Below are 20535 nucleotides of genomic sequence, written 5' to 3'. Positions count from 1 at the left end.
GCGAAAGTTCTCTCATTTATGTCCCGCAAAGATCAGGCGCGAGACTTGCTGGAGAGCATTCCGACTTCAGACATGAGTGTCTCTGATTTGGTGGCGCTTGCGACGATTCAACTGCGTGTCGGGGCCACAGAGTCAGCCGCCTCCAATGCTCGAAAAATTCTTGCCATTGACGAGTTGGAACCAGACATTGAAGCGAAAGCCGGGTTGGTTCTTGCCAGATGTTTGGCGATCAACAAACGCTTTGGAGAAGCGACTGGTTTGTTGGATGACATCTGGGCACGCACTGGAAATTTGGCCGTTGCCCGAGGGCTTTTGATGGTGCTGCGCACAGACGGTAGTCGCGAACAAGTTGATGCAGTGAAAGACGAGGTCCGGCGAACGCATGTGGCATCGCTGCCATCGGATTTGGCTAGCGGGCTTGCGTCAATCGCTCGGATCAATGGGCCTGACCTGCAGAAAGCACCCAAGCCTTTGGTCATTCCTTGGAAGCTTTCGGAGCGCCCGGAACACGAGTGGTCGGACTGGAGTTCACGGGCTCTCTGGGGAAAACAAGCCGTTAGCTTACTGGCACGCTGGGGCCATTTTGCGGGCTTGGATCGCGGTCAGGAGCTTTTGGATCTCGTCGATCCGATCGATTACTCTCCACTCCAAGAAGCTCTGTCTCTGGGACGCGGGGTGATCCTCTTTGGGACCCACATGGGGCCTGTTGCAGCGGCTTTTTTTGCTCTTGAGGAACAATTTGGGTCCCGATTTGCCTTTCTGGGCGCCGGTGGGAATGCAGCGTCGACCAAAGCAAAGCAAATTCTGCTCAGTGACAGCGGCCAGCATGGAGGTGTCACTCAAATGATCCGGCATCTCAAACACAACGGCGTTTTGGCCATTTCGAACGATGCGACCAACTCCGGAGCCTTTCGGAAGATGACATTTGCAGGATACGACTGCAAAATGTCTCGACTAACGCCGCGCTTGTCACGCGCTCAGTCGACACCATCTTTTTGGTACCAACCAGAGTGGGTCGGTGACCGCCTCCAGGTGAAGTTCAAGAGCATGCCGGAATACAAGACCGGAGAGACAATCCCCGCTTGGGAAGACCGTTGGTATGCTGCCGCCAAGGAACACATAACGTCTTTCGCAAAAACGGCTGCAGAAAATCAAAGCGGGTTTTCGATGTATTCAAATCCTCTTGGAATGTACGATCGTGACTGGTGGGGTGGGTAGAGGAGATCACCCGTCGCCAACAAGCGCAACACCTCGGCGTTGGCGCCTTAGCTTTTTAAGATCACTAAGCGCAGACCAGTCTAACCAGAGGCCGCCATTGCGGCCTCATGCTCTGACCGCGGATGCCACCAAGAATTAGTGACTTTCTTTGCGCATGGTGATCAAGCCGACCACAATTAGCAGGATAAATGCGGCAAAAGCGCTGATACCGATCATCAAGATCGACGCGGTCAACAGCGGCGGTAAAGCGTCGATGAGCGCCCAAAAGAAGTTAAGAATAGTTTCCATTGCGTGCGATCCTTCTGGTTCACGAATTTCCAGCCCAAGGGGCTTTGGATGACTTTAGTCAGCCCTTGCCGTGCTGTCACTGAGGTAGATCAATTTGGGGTTTCCGATCACTCTTGACGATGGACATGTCGGTCGGCCAGGCCCTTGACTTTGAACACATTCACACTAGCGTCGCGTTTGCTGAACTGACTGCTGCATTGGAAAAAATCCGCATGACAAACGCCATTTTGCTTTATAGCGGCAACGTTTGTTCAACGCCGGTGGTTGACTATGCAACCCATCTGCCGTCGGTCTGTGTGCCGGTACTGGAGGATTTTGAGCGGCATAGGTTTGTCAACTTTGCCCCCAGCGATGCGGTTTATTGTGAGACACTGGCCGAGGTATTTGACTGTGTCTTCGCGCGGCGGGATCATCCTTATCTTGCGGACGTTGCGCGTGATACCGATGGTGCGCGGGGCAGGCTTTTGTCTGAGGAGCAAGCTGCGCATGTGTTTTTCAAATGGCGCGGCCCGCCGCGTGGATTTGGCGGCCGCGCACATCTGGCGCGGGTCCTTAGGGCGCACAAAGTCAAGCCAGTCACAATTTTGCGCCGCTCTGTGATCGCCCATGCGACAAAAATGGTGTTGTCGCAACAACACTATGGCAACACGCATATGCAGTTTCAGGTCAGCCGTGAAAAGATGAGTGATGAGGCGTTTCAGGCCTATGTAGCCGATCAGGCGCAGGTGCGTGTGCAGTTCGGGAAAAAAGACATTCAGGCGGTGCGGCGTAAGGCCTATTCGATTTTGCGAAGGCGGTGGGAGATTTCACGGACCGTACGCAACATTTTTGGCCAGAAGCGGCTTGAAGCGGTGATCGCGGAAGACCTTTTTGGGCGCTCGGTTCGGATTGGGCCCTATGAGGAGGCAATGTCGCGGTTTCTGGAGGCTGGGCAGCGCCTGCCGGATGGGGTCGTTTCCCAGTTTCGCAAGGGCGGGCCGGATGTTGAGAATTGCGAAAACTATGATGACGTGTGCCGCGATCCCGCGCTCTGGACGCTTGAACGGCTCTATCAGAGGCACATCGCCGGGCTGCATGTGATCAGTAAAAAAACGGACCCGGCGTGAGCCGAATCCGCGTGATTGTTGTTTTGAAGTAGGCGCTTAGCTGTCGCGTTTGCCTGCGAATTTCCCCTGCCACTCTTCGCGCTCGTCGTCCGAGATTTTGCGGAAGGTTACATCCGGCACCGTGAAGGCGTGGCCCGGTGCAAGTGTTTCCAACGATGCGGCGACGTCATCCGGCCAATTTGTGTCTTCGGTTTTCATCGCAGCGAGCAAGGTCGCGGAGGCGTCCGGAATGAAGGGCGCGGAGATTACGGCGTAAAAGCGGATCAGGTTCAGCGCCAAACGGATCTGCGCGGCTGCTTTGTCCGGGTCTTCTTTGAAGGTCGACCAAGGAGCGGCGTTTTGCAAATATTCGTTGCCAGCCACCCAGATCGCACGCAGTTCTTGCGAAGATTTGCGAACTTCCATGTCCTTCATGTGCTGTTCATAGGCGCGCATACGAGTTGAAAGGTCTGCAATAAGCGCCTGTTCTGTCTCACCAAATTCTCCACCAGTCGGCACCTCTTCGCCGAATTTGGAGCGGCAGAACTTGGTGACGCGGCTGACAAAATTGCCAAGCACGTCGGCCAGGTCTTTGTTCGCGGACTGTTGGAAGTTTTCCCAAGTGAACTCGCTGTCGGAGCTTTCCGGAGCATGGCTGAGCAGCCACCAGCGCCAGTAATCAGACGGCAGCAATTCCAGCGCTTGGTCCATGAAGACACCACGCCCACGCGATGTTGAGAACTGACCACCGTCGTAGTTCAAGTAGTTGAAAGATTTAATGTAATCTACGGCCTTCCACGGTTCCTCAGAACCCAAAATGGTCGCGGGGAATGACAGGGTGTGGAAGGGGACGTTGTCCTTGCCCATGAACTGGGTGTAGGTCACGTCGTCCGCACCTTTGTCGGTGCGCCACCAGCGTTCCCAGTCGTCGCCTTTTCCGGCATCGACCCATTCCTGGGCGCAGGCAATGTATTCGATAGGGGCGTCAAACCAGACGTAGAAGACTTTGCCTTCCATGCCGGGCCAGTCTTGGCCGCCTTTTTTCACTGCAACACCCCAGTCCAAATCCCGTGTGATTCCACGGTCTTGCAGGCCGTCTCCGTCGTTTAGCCACTTGTTGGCGATCGAGGTCGTCAGCACAGGCCAGTCGGTTTTGGTGTCGATCCACGCCTGCAGTTTTTCCCGCATTTGCGACTGGCAAAGGAACAGGTGTTTGGTCTCACGCTCTTCCAGATCGGTGGAGCCGGAGATGGTGGAATAGGGGTTGATCAGGTCGGTCGGATCAAGCTGTTTGGTGCAGTTGTCGCATTGGTCTCCGCGCGCGCTTTCAAAGCCGCAATTGGGGCAGGTGCCCTCGATGTAACGATCCGGCAAAAAGCGTCCGTCGGCGTTGGAATAGACCATCTTTTCAGTGACTTCTCGGATCAAACCCATATCGGCAAGGCGGCCCGCGAAGTGTTGGGTCAACGCGTGGTTCTGCGGGCTTGAACTGCGGCCGTAGTGGTCAAAACTCAGGCGAAATCCGTCGGCGATTTTCGCCTGAACCTCGTGCATTTCGGCACAGTAGTCGGCGACATCCTTGCCGGCTTTTGCAGCGGCCAACTCAGCCGGTGTGCCGTGTTCATCTGTGGCGCAAAGGAACAGAACCTCGTGACCGCGTGCGCGCATGTAGCGGGCAAACAGATCTGCCGGAAGCTGGCTGCCGACGAGGTTGCCGAGGTGTTTGATGCCGTTGATATACGGCAAGGCCGAGGTGATCAGATGACGCGCCATGATGTTGTTTCCAAACTATGTGTTGGCTTTCATCTAGCCCAATCTGCGGAGCGGTTCTAGGGGCAGAAATCGCCCTCTGTATCGCGTCTGTATCACGTCGGTTTCGCGTCGGTGTCGTTTTCGTCCTCTGGTGGCACGTCGTTTTTGCTTTCCTGGGTGCGCGTTGGCTTTTCCCGTTGGCGGCGGGTGATGCGCCCGATGGTGAAGGATGTGCGCGGTGCATAGACGTAGCGTGTTCGGTTTTCGACGGTCGGGCGCGCCAGCATGCGCGACAGGCCAAAGATGATCAAAAGCACATGCCCAACGGAGATCATAATAAAGAGCGCGCCGGGGCCGAATTGCTCGATCAGGCGGGAGGCGAATACGGGCGCGCCAATCGCGCCAACTGCGAAGAAAAACATGAGCGCGGCTGAAAGTTCGACGCGTTCCTCAGACGTGGCAAAGTCGTTCGCGTGGGCCGCTGCAACCGAATAGATCGGGAAGGCGGTGAAGCCAAAGAAACTGGCGTTGAGCATCACGGCGGTGGTGGAGCCTCCGCCGATCATCACTGTGGTGCCGCAGGAAATCACCGCGGCGGCCGAAAGCCAGATCAGAACCCAGCGGCGGTCAAATTTGTCAGCAAGCCAGCCGACCGGATATTGCGCAATTGCACCGCCAAACACAAAAGCGGCCAGAAACCAGGCGATCTGGTTGGTGGCCAGCCCGACTTCGGAGCCATAAACCGGGCCTACCATGCGGAAACTGGCCGAGCTGAGCGCGGCGACGATCACGCCAGCCACCGCGAGGGGGGAGCGCGCCCATGCGAGTTTGGGGCGCAAGCGCGGCGCATCGGGGGTTTTAGGTTGCTGCGATGTAGTCAGGGTGATCGGCAAGATCGCGGCGCAGCAGATCAGCGCGAGAATGTTGTAGGAGACATATTCAGCGGGCGCGAGCACGCTGATCACCAGTTGGGCGGCGAGCGATGCCCCCATATCGACCACGCGGTAGGTGCCCATGGCGCGGCCACGGGTTTCGTTGGTGACTTTGGATTGCAGCCATGCCTCGACCACGGTGAAACAGCCCGCGACGCACAGTCCCGACGCGATGCGCATCACGGCCCAAGCGGTCGGATCAACAATGATGAAGTGGCCAAGAATGCCGATGGCACCTGTCGCGGTGAAGGTGGCGAATGCACGGGAGTGGCCGACGGAGCCCATAAGGCGGGGGGCCCACCAGCAGCCAACAAAGAAGCCAAGGAAGTGGGCCGAGCCTAAAAGACCAATTTGGGCAGTGGAGAAGCCGAGAGTCAGACCGGACAGTGCATCCATCGGACCCAAACCACCGGAGCTGAGTTGCAGCAGAATGACCGAGAGGAACAGGGCCGAGAAGGAGATGATCATGCGCATGAGGCCAGCATGACAGCATTTGCAGCATGTTCCAGAGAGGAAACGACGGGTGGTGTCGTTTTTGAAGAGGATTGGAATTGGGTGCCGCTACGCGGTCTCGTGCAGGGTTTCTGACGTCAGTTGCGGCGTATCCGTTAAGCCGGTGACCTGCCAGCTGGCCGGTGCTGCGTCGCGGGCGCGCAGGCGGGTGAGGCGCCAGGCGTCGCCCTCAAGGCTGTGAGCGGGGGCCATGTGCCAGCGGCTTTCGATGCCTTGCGCGCCACCTTCGGCGGGGGTCAGGATCAGGCCGAGCGGTTTTTGCCCGGTTTCCGCCGCGCCGGTTTCGGCGGCCAGATGCAGGCGGCGCACAGGCGTCAGACCGGGCGGGCCGGGCAGATCGGCCACCACCAAAGGCACGATGCCCGCGCGCAGAATTTCCTCCATGCACCACAAAAGTTCGTCGGGGCGGCGGGGGGCGATAAAGGTGACGCGCCCGGGGTGGATAAAGCGCAGCATGCCGTCAGGATTGAGTGGTGCAGTGCCCCAATCGGGTGCGATCCAAAAAACCGGCCCTTGGGTGTGACGCGCCAGCCAAAGCGCGAAGGTATGGCGCGCATTGCCGCAGGCCTCGTGCAGGCGCGTGAGGGTCAGCGACACCTCGGGCACGGGGGCAAGCGCGGGGCGAGGGCGTTCGGAGCGGCGAGAGAGGAGATGAGTCGACATGAGATACGCTAGCACGTTCTCTTTTTGTTCTCAATGTGCGGTGACTGGTTTCATGGCTTTACCGAAGTCGGGTTTTCCGCCACGCTTGAGCGAAACACACGGAGATAAAAATGAGCACACATGGCTATGAGGGCGGGCGGTTGGATCTGCCGTTTGTCGGAATATCGACCTTTGCAAAAAAGCCCTATGTGCAGGATTGGAGCGCGATAGACGCCGACGTGGCCGTGTTGGGCGCACCGTTTGATTTTGGCACGCAATGGCGCAGCGGGGCGCGGTTTGGGCCGCGTGGCGTGCGGGAGGCCAGCACGCTCTTTAGTTTCGGCCACGCCGGTGCCTATGACCACGAGGATGACGCGACCTATTTGCCGGGATCGGTGCGGATCGTGGATATGGGCGACGCGGACATTGTGCACACCGACACCCTCAAGAGCCACGCCAATATCGAGGCGGGCGTGCGTGCGGCTTTGGCGGCGAGGGCGATGCCGGTGACGATTGGCGGCGATCATTCGATCAACATTCCGGCGATCAATGCCTTTGAAGGGCAGGGGGATATCCACATCCTGCAGATCGACGCGCATCTGGATTTTGTCGACGAGCGCCACGGTGTGCGGTTTGGTCATGGCAACCCGATGCGGCGCGCGGCCGAGAAGGACTATGTCACAGGGTTGACGCAGGTGGGCATTCGCAATGTGAGTTCCACGGCCAAAGAAGGCTATGCCGACGCGCGCAACATGGGCAGTGAAATCCTGAGTGTGCGACAGGCGCGGGCGTTGGGGCCCGAGGCGGTGAGTGATCGCATTCCCAAGGGCGCGCGGGTCTATGTGACGATCGACATTGACGCGTTTTGCCCGTCGATTGCGCCAGGGACTGGCACGCCAAGTCACGGAGGGTTCCTGTATTACGACGTGCTGGAGATGTTGCAGGCTTTGGCCAAGCGCAACGATGTTGTCGGGATTGATTTGGTCGAAGTGGCACCAGATTATGATCAGACGGGGTCTACGGCCATTCTGGCGGCGCAGGTTTTGATGAACTTTATCGGATTCATTTTCCATGCGCGGGGCTTTCGGTGAGGGCTTTGGCTTGCGCCTGAGGCCGCAGTGCGTAAAGTCGCGCGCGACAACAGGAGCGCGACGATGAAAACCATTCCCCTCGGGCAAAGCGGCATTATGGTGCCGGAATTCTGCCTTGGCAGCATGACCTTTGGCACCCAGACCAGCGAAGCTGATGCCCACACCCAGATCGATATGAGCATCGCTGCGGGAGTGAATTTTGTGGACGTTGCCGAGATGTATCCGGTGAACCCGATCAGCGCCGAAACCCAAGGTCGCTCGGAAGAGATCATCGGCAGCTGGATCGCAAAAAACCGCCGCGAGGATCTGATCGTGGCGACCAAACATTCCGGTGCCGGGCTCAAGCATATTCGCGATGGTGCGCCGATCACGGCGGCCAGCGTGCCGGAGGTGATTGCCGGATCGCTTAAGCGGCTGCAAACCGATGTGATTGACCTCTATCAGCTGCATTGGCCCAATCGGGGCAGCTATATGTTCCGCCAAAACTGGACCTACGACCCGTCGGGGCAAAACAAGGCTGATACGCTGGCCAATATGGCAGAGGTGCTGGAGGCGCTTCAACGTGAGGTCGAGAAAGGCACCATCCGGGCCTTTGGTCTGTCCAACGAAAGCGCTTGGGGCACGAGCCAGTGGTTGCGCATCGCGGATGAGGTGGGCGGACCACGGGTCGCATCCATTCAGAACGAATATTCGCTGTTGTGCCGGATGTTTGACACCGATCTGGCCGAGCTGAGCGTGAATGAGGACGTGGCCTTGCTGGCGTTTTCGCCGCTGGCCACGGGGCTTTTAACCGGCAAATACCAGAATGGCGCGGTGCCAGAAGGCTCGCGCAAGTCCGTGGGCAGCGCCAACCTTGGCGGGCGGGTGTCCGAGCGGGTGTTTGATGCGGTGGACGCTTATTTGCAGATCGCTCAGAAACACGGGCTTGATCCGGTGCATATGGCGATGGCCTTTACCGTGCAGCGCCCGTTTGGCTGTAGCTCTATTTTCGGGGCCACGACGGTGGCGCAGCTGGACCACATCCTTGCGGGGCGTGATCTGCGCCTGAGCGACGAGGTGCTTGGCGAAATCAACGATGCGCATCGCGCGCATCCGATGCCTTATTGAATTGGAACAGATGATATGACGGACGAGTTAAAACCCGGTGAGGTTCTGGCGATTGTCGCGGCAAGCGGGCCGCGGCGCTGGATGGGCGTGGGTGCGATGGGTACACTTGGGGCGATTTTGATCTATTTCGCGTTCACAACAGCGCCGGCCTTTGGCTGGCAACTGTTTTTGATTGTGATCGGGGCTGGCGCGCTGGTGTTGGCGGACGCCACACGGCGGGCGACAGAGAATGTGATCCAGTTGACGCCCGAGGGACTGCAGTTGTCCACCGGTGAGGTGATTGCAGCACTCGATCAGATCGAACTGGTGCGGCGCGGTATGTTTGACATGAAGCCGTCCAATGGATTTGCCCTAAAGCTGAAAACGCCCCGGACGCGCAGATGGCAGCCGGGACTGTGGTGGGCCTTTGGTCGTCGGGTTGGCATTGGCGGTGTGACGCCGGGGTCGCATTCCAAGACAATGGCGCAGATGCTTGAGGCCTTGTTGGTGCAAAACGCGGCCAACTGAAACAAAAACGGGGCGCGAAAAGACGCGCCCCGTTTGCCGTGAGTATTGGCGTTGTGTGCCTTATGCGCCGTCCCAGACCAATTGTGGTGCAAAGCGGGGGCGTGTGAAAACAAAAGTGTTCATTGGCACATCGCCGGTACCGATGTTGGCTGCCGGAACATAGGTGCCGAAAGTTTCCACCAGGATCAGACGCTCACCAGAAACCAAAATCGGCAGCTTGTCTTCCATAAGAAGCAGGTTGTCGTCGGTAAGGGCATGGTTCAGAAGCCCGGTCATGTAAGACCAATCCAGAAAGTACTGGTTTGTGTCTTCGTTAAACGCGAGCACCGAAACCCGAAGTTCGCCACCGTTGTCCAGAGTGGACATGGCGTTGTACAGGTCTTTGACGCTGTTCATATAGGTTTCGTCAATGGCAGAGGTCTCACGCGAGAGAATGTCGGAGACGGTAAACGCCGCCTTTTCTGTCGTGGACTTGGCGCGGTACATATCAAAGAAAATCGCCATCGACATGAAAGCCCAGAACAGGACGGGCATCATGATGACCGCTTCGATTGCAACCGTGCCCCGCGTGTCGTCACGGAAGGCTTTGGTCGCGGAGTGGATCTTGCGCAACATTGTCTGCATCACTTCGGCTCCTGCACAAATGCACTGATCACAACAAGCGCATAGTCGCCCGCAGCATCGGTTTCAAAATGTGACCCAAGCCCGGTTGTCGGGAACAACGGTTCCAGTTTTGCACAGGCGCGCAGCACCATTAGCTCGTTTTCAACACCGGGTGTGAACGTGGTCACAGGCTGGGTTTCTTCGGAGTTGTCGGTGCAAACCGTGTTCTGTGGAATGCCGGTCCAGCTGCGCGGGTCAAGCGTGACCATCTCAAGCTTTAGATTGTTTTCGCAATCCGGCAGGATCGTCGCTGTGTCACACACGCGCGTCACGATCTCGTCGTGATCGGGTGTGTAGCCCGTCGTTAGACGGATATCGCGCACCACGATGTCCAACGCCCGTTCCAGCATCGAATAACGCAATGTCATTACACCCAGCTCAACCGCAGACAGCATTGTGACCAAAAGCAGGGGCACCATGATCGCGAATTCGGTCGTTACGTGACCTTCTTCGCGCCCTCGGAACCGGCGGAATAGAGACGTCATACGCGTGATCATTGTGTCAACCTCAGTTGGCGGATGGATGTGGCGATGGCCGCAAAGGAGTCTTTGATCTCCACACCGGAGGCGTCGAAGTAATGCGCATCAGAGCTGGCGCAATCTTTCAAAACATCGCGTGCGTGATCTGGCGCTTCAAAGCCGATTGAGAACACCACAATGCCGCGTTCCTTAGCAGCGTCGCAAATCTGCTTTGTGTGGGCATCTTTTGCGGTGCTGCTGTATTCCTCGACCACGCTATACCACCATGCTTCGCGGGCGGCGGTTTGACCCAGTAGCGGCGCAAAAATGTCGTCGGCCACAAATTTAGGAGACGAGTAGGCCCAAAGATCGGGATACGTCACGACCTCGGCAGAGCCTGGCTCGTCGATAACAGTTGTAGTCGTGCCGGTGGCGACCTTTTTGTAGCGCTTACAAGACCCGTTTCTTCGGTAGGAACTACATTCGTAGTCATACGTGGTTTCGGTGTGCTCGTACGTGCCTTCACCATAGGCGTGATCGACAAACTTGGTTTCACTTGGCCAGTAATAGATCGGCTCTTCGGTGATGTTGTCGTTATCGTCGTCTGCGGTGTCTTGGCCCAGATAGATCGAGTAGAACTCTTCCTGTGCGTTGTACCAGACCGGCGAGTCGCCTTCACGGTTGCCGTCGGTGATACGGTGGTGTCTGGTGTTGACCCCATCCGACATTACAATCACAACCTTGAGCGACTGGTTGGTGCCATAGTTATAGGGGCGGTCGCCGAATGCTTTTTTGACCATGCCGTCGTCGGTTTCCTCGCTTTGATCCACAAGGCTTTCGGTCACTGTGCGGAAGTCCGGATCAACAAGCGCGGCACCCCATTTCATGCCAATCTCGACAGAGGTGTTACCGGCGGCAGTCAGGCCATCGATGTAGTTTTTCAAAACTGTGGTGTCATTCTGCAGGATCGCAATATCGCGCGATGACATGTTTTTACAATCGATGCTGGAGGTCAGCACGGTATTGTTGTCACGGTATTCATAGGTGTTGTCGGAATAGGTGAAGTGCATCGTGCGGTCATAGGCCGTGGTGGCCAGCATGCCTGACTCGTCGAAATCGTCGTCTTCGAAGTTCAGGCAGTTGGACACAGTGTTTTCACCGTGCACGGTCATATGTTCAAACACGCCGTCCGGGACCGAGACCTGCGAGGCATAGGGCACGATCGAGATGGTCAGTGTGTCGTCTTCGGTATTGTCGTCCATTGTCTGCACGAATTCCTTCGCCGCAGTGCGCAGGTTAGAAATCTTGCTGTTGTTGCCCATCGAACCGGAGACGTCGAGCACCATGGAGATCTCTACGTTGCCGATCCGCTCTTCGGCGGTGCTGGCAGCGTTTACATCCAGTTGATCAACCCCCACCAACTTCATGAAGCGGGTTTGATGCGGCTGAGCCGCTGTGGCGGCCACGGTGCGGTAGGTCAGATTGTCAGACGAGGGCGTAACGTCAGGCGCGTAGTCCGACATGCCGGATTTGTCGAAATAGTCCGCGACAACTTCGGTTGCGTCGCGGGTCTGTTCCAGGTCAGCCGCAGCCAGCACGGCGCGGTCCAGCGTGTGCTGAAGGCGCGTACGCTTCATTTCTGAGTGCATAACATCAACGCCGATGCCGCCAACCATCAAAATCAGCAGGAATAAAAATATACCGAAACCAACGATCACACCTTCTTCGTCGCGGGCAAATGCCCGGGACATGTTCTGGGCTCGTACCAGAACGGAGGGGGATGCGTTCGTCGGCCGGGGGGCCTCGAACTGTTTCATCTTAACGTACCTCGCCTCGACGCTTGTTAATACTTTTGCCCACATGAAAGGGCAGAATGCGTCCCCACCGTTATCGGGGTTGAATACGGCGGAATTGGGGCGCAATAAAGCGTTAAGTATGACTGAATTTTAGATTTTTCCCTTTATTGTCAATCAGTTGTGGACAATACGGCCCTGATGGACCTTTCTGTTTCCAAAGTTCATGCTTCGACGGTTTTCTCATCTTGGAATCAGAATATTAAGATCGCTCTCGTATCTGGGTACAAAATGGTCCTAGTGTGACTTTAGGTCAGACTGCGGCAGTGAGTCGCAGTCTGTGAATGTGCGGGGAGTGAATTATGAGCGCAATCAAAGAGCCGAGTTTTCGTGAAAGTGTCGATCTGATGTTCAATCGCGCTGTGGCGCTGATGGACTTGCCGCCCGGACTTGAGGAGAAGATACGGGTATGCAATGCGACCTATACGGTGCGTTTTGGCGTGCGCCTGCGAGGAGAGATCAAAACCTTCACCGGATATCGGTCTGTGCATTCCGAACATATGGAACCTGTAAAAGGCGGCATTCGGTTTGCGACCTCGGTCAATCAGGACGAAGTCGAGGCGTTGGCGGCGCTAATGACGTATAAATGCGCCCTCGTGGAAGCGCCGTTTGGTGGCTCTAAGGGGGGATTGTGCATTGATCCGCGTGAATATGACGAACACGAACTGGAACGCGTGACCCGCCGGTTTGCCTATGAGTTGGCGAAACGCGATCTTATCCATCCGTCGCAAAACGTACCGGCGCCCGATATGGGCACGGGCGAGCGCGAGATGGCGTGGATTGCAGACCAATACGCACGGATGAACACCACGGATATCAACGCGCGGGCCTGTGTGACAGGTAAGCCGCTGAACGCTGGCGGCATTTCGGGTCGGGTCGAAGCCACAGGGCGCGGGGTGCAATATGCGCTGCGTGAGTTTTTCCGTGATCCACGGGATTACGAGATAGCCGGTCTGAGTGGCGGGCTTGATGGCAAGCGCGTCATCGTGCAGGGGCTTGGCAACGTGGGATATCACGCCGCCAAGTTCCTGAGCGATGAAGATGGCGCGATTATCGTTGGCATCATCGAGCGGGACGGGGCCTTGATGAACCCGTCGGGCTTGGATGTGGACGCGGTACAGCAATGGTTGGCAAAACATGGTGGCATCGCGGATTATCCGGATGCGACGCATCATGCCGAAGGCGCTGCGGGTCTGGAGGAAGACTGCGATATTCTGATTCCGGCCGCGCTTGAGGGCGTTATCAACATGTCTAACGCGGCCCGCATAAAAGCGCCTTTGATCATTGAGGCGGCCAATGGGCCAGTGACAGCTGGGGCCGATGAGATCCTGCGCAAGAAAGGCACAGTGATCATCCCCGACATGTATGCCAACGCAGGCGGGGTGACGGTTTCCTACTTTGAGTGGGTCAAAAACCTGAGCCACATCCGGTTTGGCCGGATGCAGCGCCGTCAGGAAGAGGCGCGTCACCAGTTGGTCGTGGATGAGCTTGAAAAGATCAGCGAAGCTATGGGGCCGCAGTACAGTCTGACTGACCGTTTCAAGCAGAAATACCTGCGCGGCGCGGATGAGTTGGAGCTTGTACGCTCGGGTCTCGACGACACGATGCGTATTGCCTATCAATCGATGCGGGACGTCTGGCATGATCGGGCCGATGTCGAAGATCTGCGCACGGCGGCCTATCTGGTGTCGATTGAAAAGGTTGCTGCGAGCTACAGGGCGAAAGGGCTTTGAGATATGGCCAAGACAGATATTGCGATTGCTTGCCGTTGCGGTGAGTTCAGCGCAGTTCTGAAAGATGCGAGCCCGAAAACGGGCTCGCATGTGCAGTGTTACTGCAAGGATTGTCAGGCGGGCGCGCATGCGTTGGGTGTTGGCGACACATTGTTGCCACGCGGTGGCACGGATATTTTTCAGACCACCCCGTCAGGCGTCGAAATTACCAAAGGGGCGGATCATCTGGCGGCAATGCGTTTGTCGCCTCGTGGGCTGATCCGGTGGTATGCGTCCTGTTGTGACACGCCGGTTTTTAACACCCTTGGCAGCACAAAGCTTTCGTTTGTGGGGCTGTTTGTGAACACGATGCAGGGGGATGCGGTTCAGAAGGCCGTGGGCAAGGTGGTTGCGGTGAATTCCGCTGAAAGTGCCGAGCCCGGTCCGCCGATCAAGAATTATGGATTCAACAAGGCGGGGTTCAACGTTCTGGCGCGCCACTTTGCGGCGGTGTTGCGGGGCGATGCCAAAAAGGGACCGTTTTTTGACGCCGAAGGCGCACCGGTGGTGACGCCACGCGTTTTGAGCAAAGAGGAACGCAAAGCGGCGACTTCGTAACCTGAAAACGGGCGCTGGTTTGATCTTGCCTCAAGGCAGCTGCGTAAAAGTGGCAGAACGCCAAAGAAACGCTTTCGCCGGCTTGGAAGCCGACACTTTGGCTATGTTCCCTGCATTGTTACTGGATTGGCAAATCGCCGAGCCGTGGCGGTGGAGGACCGGCCCGGCAATTGGGGCCGACGATTGGGGGCGGGGTTGGCGACGCGGAGGGAAGAAACCCGGTTTTCGCTGGCCGGGCTGGCGTTTTCGCGGTCGTTTTAGAACTCCTTTCATGCACGAGAAGGCGGTCCTTGGAAGGGCGCCGTTGGCGTTTTGATCCTTTGTTAAGCTGCGCTTGCTATGGGTTGGGGAACCGGCTCAAAAGGAGATTCTCTGTGGACAGAATGTCCCTGATATTGCTTGCCGCAATTGTCACACTTGCCGCGTTGACCTCGCAGACGTCGGCGCAATCATTCGCGCCGGCTGCGCGCATGGCCGCAGGACCGGTGCAAAGCGCATCTGAGTCACCGAAAAGCCGTCCACTTGCTCTTTTGCCGTTACCGGCCAGTGAAAGTATGTCGCGGTGGCAGATTTCGGACCGCATGCATTTGAGCGTTGAGGCGCCGGTTTCAAGCGATCAGAATTCGCGCCTGACTGTGCGTTATGATGCGGGCCGTGACTTGGGGCTGACCTTATCTGCGTATTACACCGGCAGTGGGGATGCTCTTGGCACATACAGTTGGGATGGCAATATTCCGGTGGTGCTTGGTCTGAGTTATGATCCGCGACCGGGGACCCGTATTTCGGTCTTTGCCGGTGCAGAGGTCGATACAGGCGTGTCGCTCAATACTGGCGGGTCCAAAAATGCCGGAGGGGCCGTTCATCAGGTCGCGCCTTTGGCCGGGCTAGGGCTGACATTCTCGTTTTAGGTGCTTTTCTCGTTGTCCCGCTGCAAGCGATTGCAAATCTGTTCTTTGCGACGCAGTCTGTCGCGAAGGGGCCATTCTTTGTCGAAAAACCGCATAAGTGCGTGGGGGTATGGTCCTAGCTTTTGAAAAGCGGGTCTTGGGCCCTGCGAGGTGCAAAGGATAGCAGATGCGGTTTTCCGGCCTGAAGGTTCTGGCGGAGGGGTTGAGCGGCAACAAGGGATGGACTGCGCATTGGCGCGATGCCCAACCCAAGCCCGAATACGATATGGTGATCATTGGCGGCGGCGGGCATGGGTTGTCGACGGCCTACTACCTTGCCAAAAACCACGGCATGACCAATATCGCGGTGCTGGAAAAAGGCTATCTTGGTGGCGGCAATGTCGGGCGAAACACCACGATTGTGCGCGCGAACTATTTCCTGCAGGGCAATTCCGAATTCTATTCCCATTCGCTGAAGCTGTGGGAAGGTCTGGAGGAAGACCTGAATTATAACGTGATGCATTCACAGCGCGGGTTGATCAATCTGTTTCACAGCGACGGGCAACGCGATGCGTTTGCGCGACGCGGTAATATGATGATCAACCAGGGCGATGATGCGGTGTTGCTGGACCGAGAGGGTGTGCGCAAACATTTGCCGTATCTTGATTTCGACCAGACGCGGTTTCCGATTTATGGCGGGCTTTACCATCCGCGTGGCGGCACCGCGCGCCACGATGCAGTGGCGTGGGGCTATGCGCGCGGCGCGTCCGATCGCGGGGTCGATCTGGTGCAAAACTGCGAAGTTACTGGCATTGATATTGAGAGTGGCGTTGTCAAAGGCGTGCAGACCTCACGCGGGCCAATTCGGGCCAAGAAAGTGGCCATCATCACAGCGGGGCGGTCGGGTCTTGTGGCAGGCATGGCGGGGCAGCGATTGCCGATCGAGAGCCATGTGTTGCAGGCCTTTGTGACCGAAGGGTTGAAGCCGGTGATTGATCACGTGATCAGCTTTGGCATGGGGCATTTTTATATCAGCCAATCCGACAAAGGCGGTTTGGTATTCGGCGGGGATCTGGATTTCTATTCCTCTTATGCGCAACGCGGCAACCTGCCGATGAAGGAGCACGTCATGGAAGCGGGCATGACGCTGATGCCGATGATTGGCAAAGCCAAAGTGCTGCGCAGTTGGGGCGGGATCATGGATATGACGCCGGACGGCAGCCCGATCATCGACAAGATGGACGGCGTCGAGGGGCTGTTTATCGACTGTGGCTGGAATTACGGGGGCTTTAAAGCTGTGCCTGCGTCTGGTTGGTGCATGGCGCATTTGATGGCGACCGATCAGCACCACGATGTGGCCGAGAAATTCCGTCTTGATCGCTTTCGCACCGGCGTTGGCATCATGGACGAAGAGGGCACCGGCTCTCAACACAACTTGCACTAGGGGGACGCGCAATGAGATTGACCTGTCCAAATTGCGGAGAGCGCGACCGGCGCGAATTTTACTATGTCGGGGATGCGGTGGCATTGCAGCGCCCTGATCCGGAAGCAAGCGATGTTGTCTGGGACGACTATGTGCACAACCGCGACAACCCAGCGGGTGTTACGCGGGACCTTTGGTATCACGAAGGCGGCTGTGGCGCGTGGATTGTTGTCACACGTAACACAGTGACGCACGAGGTTTTGGGATGCGAATTGGCCTCCAAAGTGAAAGAGGCAAGCGCATGAGGATTGACGGAAAAGGTTTGGTGGATCGCAGCCAGCGGGTGACGTTTGCCTTTGATGGACAGCCGGTGCATGGGTATGCGGGCGATACCGTCGCGTCCGCCCTTTTGGCCAATGATGTGAAATTGGTCGCGCGGTCTTTTAAGTATCATCGACCGCGTGGTGTGATGGGGGCAGGTTCGGAAGAGGCCAATGCGCTGATCACGGTGGGCAGTGGCGCGCAGCAGGACCCGAATATCCGTGCCACACAGCAGGAAATTTTTGCAGGACTTGAAACGCGCAGCCAGAACCGCTGGCCCACTCTGGATGTCGATCTGTTGGCGGCGAATGATTTTGCGGCGCCGTTTCTGGGGGCCGGGTTTTACTACAAGACGTTCATGTGGCCCAAGGCGTTCTGGGAGAAGTTTTATGAGCCCATCATCCGGCGCGCTGCCGGTTTGGGCGCGCTGAGCAAACAGCACAATCCCGACAGTTATGAAAAGGCATTTGCTTTCTGCGACCTTTTGGTGATCGGGGCAGGGCCATCCGGCCTTATGGCGGCTTTGACAGCGGCGCGCGCGGGCGCCGAGGTGATCTTGGCCGACGAAGACAGCCTTATGGGCGGGCGTTTGAACGGGGATGCGGGTGACGTTGGCGGCATGGGTGGCGCGGTCTGGGCGGCGCAGGCTGTCGACGAATTGGAGGCGATGCCAAATGTACGTCTGATGACCCGCACCACGGTCACAGGGGCCTATGATCAGGGCACATTCGGCGCGATTGAGAGGGTGAGCCATCACCTTGCCAATGCGGGCGGGCGGCCAAAGGAATGCTTTTGGCGCATTGTTGCGAAACGCTCGGTCCTTTGCGCGGGAGCGATTGAGCGCCCGATTGCCTTTGAAAACAACGACCGGCCGGGCATCATGACGGCGAGTGCGGTGCGGACCTACGTAAACCGCTATGGCGTGGCGCCGGGTAAGGCGGTGACGGTGTTCTCCAACAACGACAGCGGTCACAAAACCGCACGCGATCTGATCGCTGCCGGAGTGCATGTGGCGATGGTGATCGACAGCCGACGCGATGCGCCCGACAGTGGCGATTATCCGATGGTCAAAGGTGCCGAGGTCTGTAACGCCGGTGGGCGCAAGGCGCTTGAGAGCGTGACCTATCGCACGATGAGCGGCGAGGAGAAGGTGGCGACAGATTGTCTGGCCGTGTCAGGCGGTTGGAACCCGAGTGTGCATCTGACGTGCCACATGAACGGGCGGCCTGTGTGGCGCGAGGACATTCAGAGCTTTGTGTCGACAGACGGCATGATCCCCGGCATGACCACTGCGGGAGCCTGTCAGGGCAGCTTTTCAACCCATGCAGCGTTGCGCGAAGGCGCGGCGGCTGCAGGCGCCGCGCTTGAGGCGCTGGGCATGACTGTGGGTGCGATTGAGGTGCCAGCGGCCGAAGACGCGCCGTATAATGTGACACCTTTGTGGGCGGTCGGCGGCAAGGGGCGTGCGTGGCTGGATTTTCAGAACGACGTGACCGTCAAAGATGTGAAGCAGGCCGCGAAAGAAAACTTTCGCTCGGTCGAGCATATGAAGCGCTACACCACGCAGGGCATGTCGCCTGATCAGGGCAAGAACTCCAACGTCGGCGCACTTGCGGTGTTGGCGGATGCAACCGGCCGCGGCATTCCCGAGACGGGCACCACAACGTTCCGTCCTCCTTTTGTGCCGGTGAGCATTGCTGCGCTGGGCGCGGGTGCGCAGGGCGACGGGTTTGCGCCGCAGCGGTTCACCACCAGCCACAAGGCCAGCGTCGACGCCGGTGCGCCCATGATCGAGGCTGGGTTGTGGTATCGGCCGAGCTACTATCCGGCGGCTGGCGAAACCACGTGGCGGCAGAGCTGTGATCGCGAAGTGACCATGGTGCGCGAAGCTGTCGGGATTTGTGACGTGTCCACATTGGGCAAGATCGACATTCAGGGGGCTGATGCGGCAGAGTTCCTTGATTTTGTTTATTGCAACATGTTCAGCACGCTCAAAGTTGGGCGGGTGCGATATGGTTTGATGCTGCGCGAAGATGGCACCGTGATGGATGACGGCACCACAGCACGGTGGGGCGAGAGCCATTTTGTGATGACCACCACCACGGCGGCGGCTGGGCCGGTAATGCGGCATCTTGAATATGTGCATCAATGCCTGCGGCCTGAACTGGACGTGGCGATGATTTCCACGACCGAGCAATGGGCACAGTTTGCGGTTGCGGGACCGAAGTCGCGTGAGCTGTTGAATACGCTGGTAAATGAAGACATCGACAACGACAGCTTCCCGTTCATGGGATGTGGCGAGATCACCGTGCAGGGCATCAAAGGCCGGCTGTTTCGGATTTCGTTCTCAGGCGAGCATGCCTATGAGATCGCGGTGCCTGCGCGGTATGGTGAAAGCCTATATCGCAAGATGGTTACCAAGGCCGCGACTATGGGCGGTGGGGCGTACGGGATGGAAGCGCTCAATGTGTTGCGCATCGAGAAGGGCTTTATCACCCACGCGGAAATTCACGGGCGGACGACGGCGTTTGATGTGGGCATGGGACGTATGGTCAGCGCCAAAAAAGACTGTGTCGGCAAGACCATGAGCGAGCGGCCCGGATTGCACGGCGATGAGCGAGAACAGCTGGTGGGGTTGAAACCGGTTGGACCGGTCAAGCAACTCACAGCTGGCGCGCATCTGTTTGACGTCGGTGCAGAACCAACGCGTGAAAACGAGCTGGGCTATACGACCTCGGTCGGGTTCTCACCGACGATGCAGAGTTTTCTTGGGTTTGCCTTCTTGCGCAACGGGCGGGCGCGGCATGGCGATGAGGTGATGATGGTGGACCATCTGCGCGGCGTAACGACCCGATGTGAAGTTTGCGATCCGGTGTTCTTTGATCCTGAAGGAGGGCGCGTACGTGGCTGAGTTGAGTGCAAAGACGCCCTGTGCGGGACTGTTGCCGGTGAAGGCCGGCGGTGTAACGCTAAGCGAAGTGGATGCGGGCGCGATGACGTCGCTGGCGCCCTTTAAAGGACAGGAGAAAGCCTTGTCTGATGCGTTAAAGGCGGCGCATGGCGTGACGTTTCCGGCTGCCAACCGCGCGACCGGCAAAGAGGGCGCGCGGGCGGTCTGGTTTGGCCAAGGGCAAGCGATGTTAATTGGTCCGGACAGCGATATGGCGCTGGGCACATTTGCGGCGATCACAGACCAGAGCGATGCTTGGGCAGTGGTTCGACTGGAAGGCGTCGGCGCCGAGGATGTGCTCGCGCGATTGGTGCCAGTGGATTTGCGGGCAAGTACGTTCAGGCGCGGCCATACCGCGCGCACGATGATGCAGCATCTGATGGTGTCGATCACGCGCGTTGGCGACAACACGTTTCAGATCATGGCGTTCCGGTCGATGGCGGTGACATTGGTTCACGAACTCGAGACTGCGATGAAAGGGGTTGCAGCGCGGGGCGCGGGCTGACATTTTTGCG

General features: G+C 57.8%; 19 protein-coding genes. 12 read left to right on the top strand and 7 right to left on the bottom strand.

Annotated elements, in window-relative coordinates:
- Window positions 1–45 precede the first annotated feature (45 nt).
- A complete protein-coding gene (locus tag SHIM_RS20130) occupies window positions 46–1218 on the top strand; it encodes a hypothetical protein (RefSeq protein ID WP_193749874.1) in 1173 nt (390 codons plus the stop codon).
- Window positions 1219–1353: 135 nt separating this feature from the next.
- Here the strand turns inward: SHIM_RS20130 and SHIM_RS20360 are convergent, their stop codons facing one another.
- Window positions 1354–1506, bottom strand: a complete 153-nt coding sequence (locus tag SHIM_RS20360) for a hypothetical protein (protein WP_193749873.1) — start codon at window positions 1504–1506, stop codon at window positions 1354–1356.
- Between the two features lie 212 nt (window positions 1507–1718).
- Here SHIM_RS20360 and SHIM_RS06945 point away from each other — a divergent pair, with 212 nt between their 5' ends.
- Window positions 1719–2612: a hypothetical protein gene (locus SHIM_RS06945; protein WP_152926467.1), complete on the top strand. Its 894-nt coding sequence runs from the start codon at window positions 1719–1721 to the stop codon at window positions 2610–2612.
- A 36-nt stretch (window positions 2613–2648) separates the two neighbouring features.
- On the opposite strand, the gene metG is transcribed toward SHIM_RS06945, so the two are convergent.
- The 3 genes from metG to SHIM_RS06930 all read right to left on the bottom strand — a co-directional run bounded on the left by metG (window position 2649) and on the right by SHIM_RS06930 (window position 6451).
- Window positions 2649–4364: a methionine--tRNA ligase gene (gene metG, locus SHIM_RS06940; protein WP_054001824.1), complete on the bottom strand. Its 1716-nt coding sequence runs from the start codon at window positions 4362–4364 to the stop codon at window positions 2649–2651.
- 92 nt (window positions 4365–4456) lie between these two features.
- On the bottom strand, window positions 4457–5749 hold the full coding sequence (locus SHIM_RS06935) for an MFS transporter (RefSeq protein ID WP_082358292.1): 1293 nt from the start codon (window positions 5747–5749) through the stop codon (window positions 4457–4459).
- 87 nt (window positions 5750–5836) lie between these two features.
- Window positions 5837–6451: an ImuA family protein gene (locus SHIM_RS06930; protein ID WP_054001823.1), complete on the bottom strand. Its 615-nt coding sequence runs from the start codon at window positions 6449–6451 to the stop codon at window positions 5837–5839.
- A 110-nt stretch (window positions 6452–6561) separates the two neighbouring features.
- Between SHIM_RS06930 and speB the strand changes: the two genes are divergently transcribed.
- From speB to SHIM_RS06915, 3 genes are all read left to right on the top strand, one after another.
- Window positions 6562–7521: an agmatinase gene (gene speB / locus SHIM_RS06925; protein ID WP_054001822.1), complete on the top strand. Its 960-nt coding sequence runs from the start codon at window positions 6562–6564 to the stop codon at window positions 7519–7521.
- 63 nt (window positions 7522–7584) lie between these two features.
- Complete coding sequence (locus tag SHIM_RS06920) at window positions 7585–8628, top strand: aldo/keto reductase (protein WP_054002031.1); 1044 nt, start codon at window positions 7585–7587, stop codon at window positions 8626–8628.
- Between the two features lie 15 nt (window positions 8629–8643).
- Entirely contained in the window at window positions 8644–9135 is a 492-nt protein-coding gene (locus tag SHIM_RS06915; RefSeq protein ID WP_054001821.1) for a hypothetical protein, read from the top strand.
- A 60-nt stretch (window positions 9136–9195) separates the two neighbouring features.
- Here SHIM_RS06915 and SHIM_RS06910 read toward each other — a convergent pair whose 3' ends face one another.
- Genes SHIM_RS06910 through SHIM_RS06900 form a run of 3 tightly spaced genes read right to left on the bottom strand, consistent with a single transcriptional unit; the run spans window position 9196 to window position 12007 of the window.
- Window positions 9196–9759 (bottom strand): TadE/TadG family type IV pilus assembly protein, encoded by a 564-nt coding sequence (locus tag SHIM_RS06910; protein WP_054001820.1) that lies wholly within the window; start codon window positions 9757–9759, stop codon window positions 9196–9198.
- Complete coding sequence (locus tag SHIM_RS06905; RefSeq protein ID WP_054001819.1) at window positions 9759–10295, bottom strand: TadE/TadG family type IV pilus assembly protein; 537 nt, start codon at window positions 10293–10295, stop codon at window positions 9759–9761. Before SHIM_RS06905 ends, SHIM_RS06910 begins: the two co-directional genes overlap by 1 nt.
- Complete coding sequence (locus SHIM_RS06900; protein ID WP_054001818.1) at window positions 10292–12007, bottom strand: TadE/TadG family type IV pilus assembly protein; 1716 nt, start codon at window positions 12005–12007, stop codon at window positions 10292–10294. The genes SHIM_RS06905 and SHIM_RS06900 overlap by 4 nt, the downstream gene beginning before the upstream one ends.
- A 404-nt stretch (window positions 12008–12411) precedes the next feature.
- On the opposite strand from SHIM_RS06900, the gene SHIM_RS06890 reads away from it, so the two are divergent.
- The 7 genes from SHIM_RS06890 (at window position 12412) to SHIM_RS06860 (ending at window position 20525) form a co-directional block, all read left to right on the top strand.
- Entirely contained in the window at window positions 12412–13842 is a 1431-nt protein-coding gene (locus SHIM_RS06890; RefSeq protein WP_054001816.1) for a Glu/Leu/Phe/Val family dehydrogenase, read from the top strand.
- Between the two features lie 3 nt (window positions 13843–13845).
- Window positions 13846–14439: a DUF6151 family protein gene (locus SHIM_RS06885; protein ID WP_054001815.1), complete on the top strand. Its 594-nt coding sequence runs from the start codon at window positions 13846–13848 to the stop codon at window positions 14437–14439.
- 374 nt (window positions 14440–14813) lie between these two features.
- On the top strand, window positions 14814–15347 hold the full coding sequence (locus SHIM_RS06880; RefSeq protein WP_193749872.1) for a hypothetical protein: 534 nt from the start codon (window positions 14814–14816) through the stop codon (window positions 15345–15347).
- Between the two features lie 166 nt (window positions 15348–15513).
- On the top strand, window positions 15514–16770 hold the full coding sequence (locus tag SHIM_RS06875) for a sarcosine oxidase subunit beta family protein (protein ID WP_054001813.1): 1257 nt from the start codon (window positions 15514–15516) through the stop codon (window positions 16768–16770).
- Between the two features lie 11 nt (window positions 16771–16781).
- Window positions 16782–17054 carry a sarcosine oxidase subunit delta gene (locus tag SHIM_RS06870; RefSeq protein WP_054001812.1) on the top strand — a complete coding sequence of 91 codons (273 nt, stop codon included), beginning with the start codon at window positions 16782–16784 and terminating at the stop codon, window positions 17052–17054.
- Window positions 17051–19981 (top strand): sarcosine oxidase subunit alpha family protein, encoded by a 2931-nt coding sequence (locus tag SHIM_RS06865; RefSeq protein WP_054001811.1) that lies wholly within the window; start codon window positions 17051–17053, stop codon window positions 19979–19981. Before SHIM_RS06870 ends, SHIM_RS06865 begins: the two co-directional genes overlap by 4 nt.
- Complete coding sequence (locus SHIM_RS06860; protein ID WP_054001810.1) at window positions 19974–20525, top strand: sarcosine oxidase subunit gamma; 552 nt, start codon at window positions 19974–19976, stop codon at window positions 20523–20525. Before SHIM_RS06865 ends, SHIM_RS06860 begins: the two co-directional genes overlap by 8 nt.
- The last annotated feature ends 10 nt before the right edge of the window (window positions 20526–20535 follow it).

The organism is Shimia sp. SK013 (assembly GCF_001292625.1).
Taxonomy (GTDB): domain Bacteria; phylum Pseudomonadota; class Alphaproteobacteria; order Rhodobacterales; family Rhodobacteraceae; genus Shimia.
This window is presented reverse-complemented; position numbering and strand designations above follow the sequence as displayed.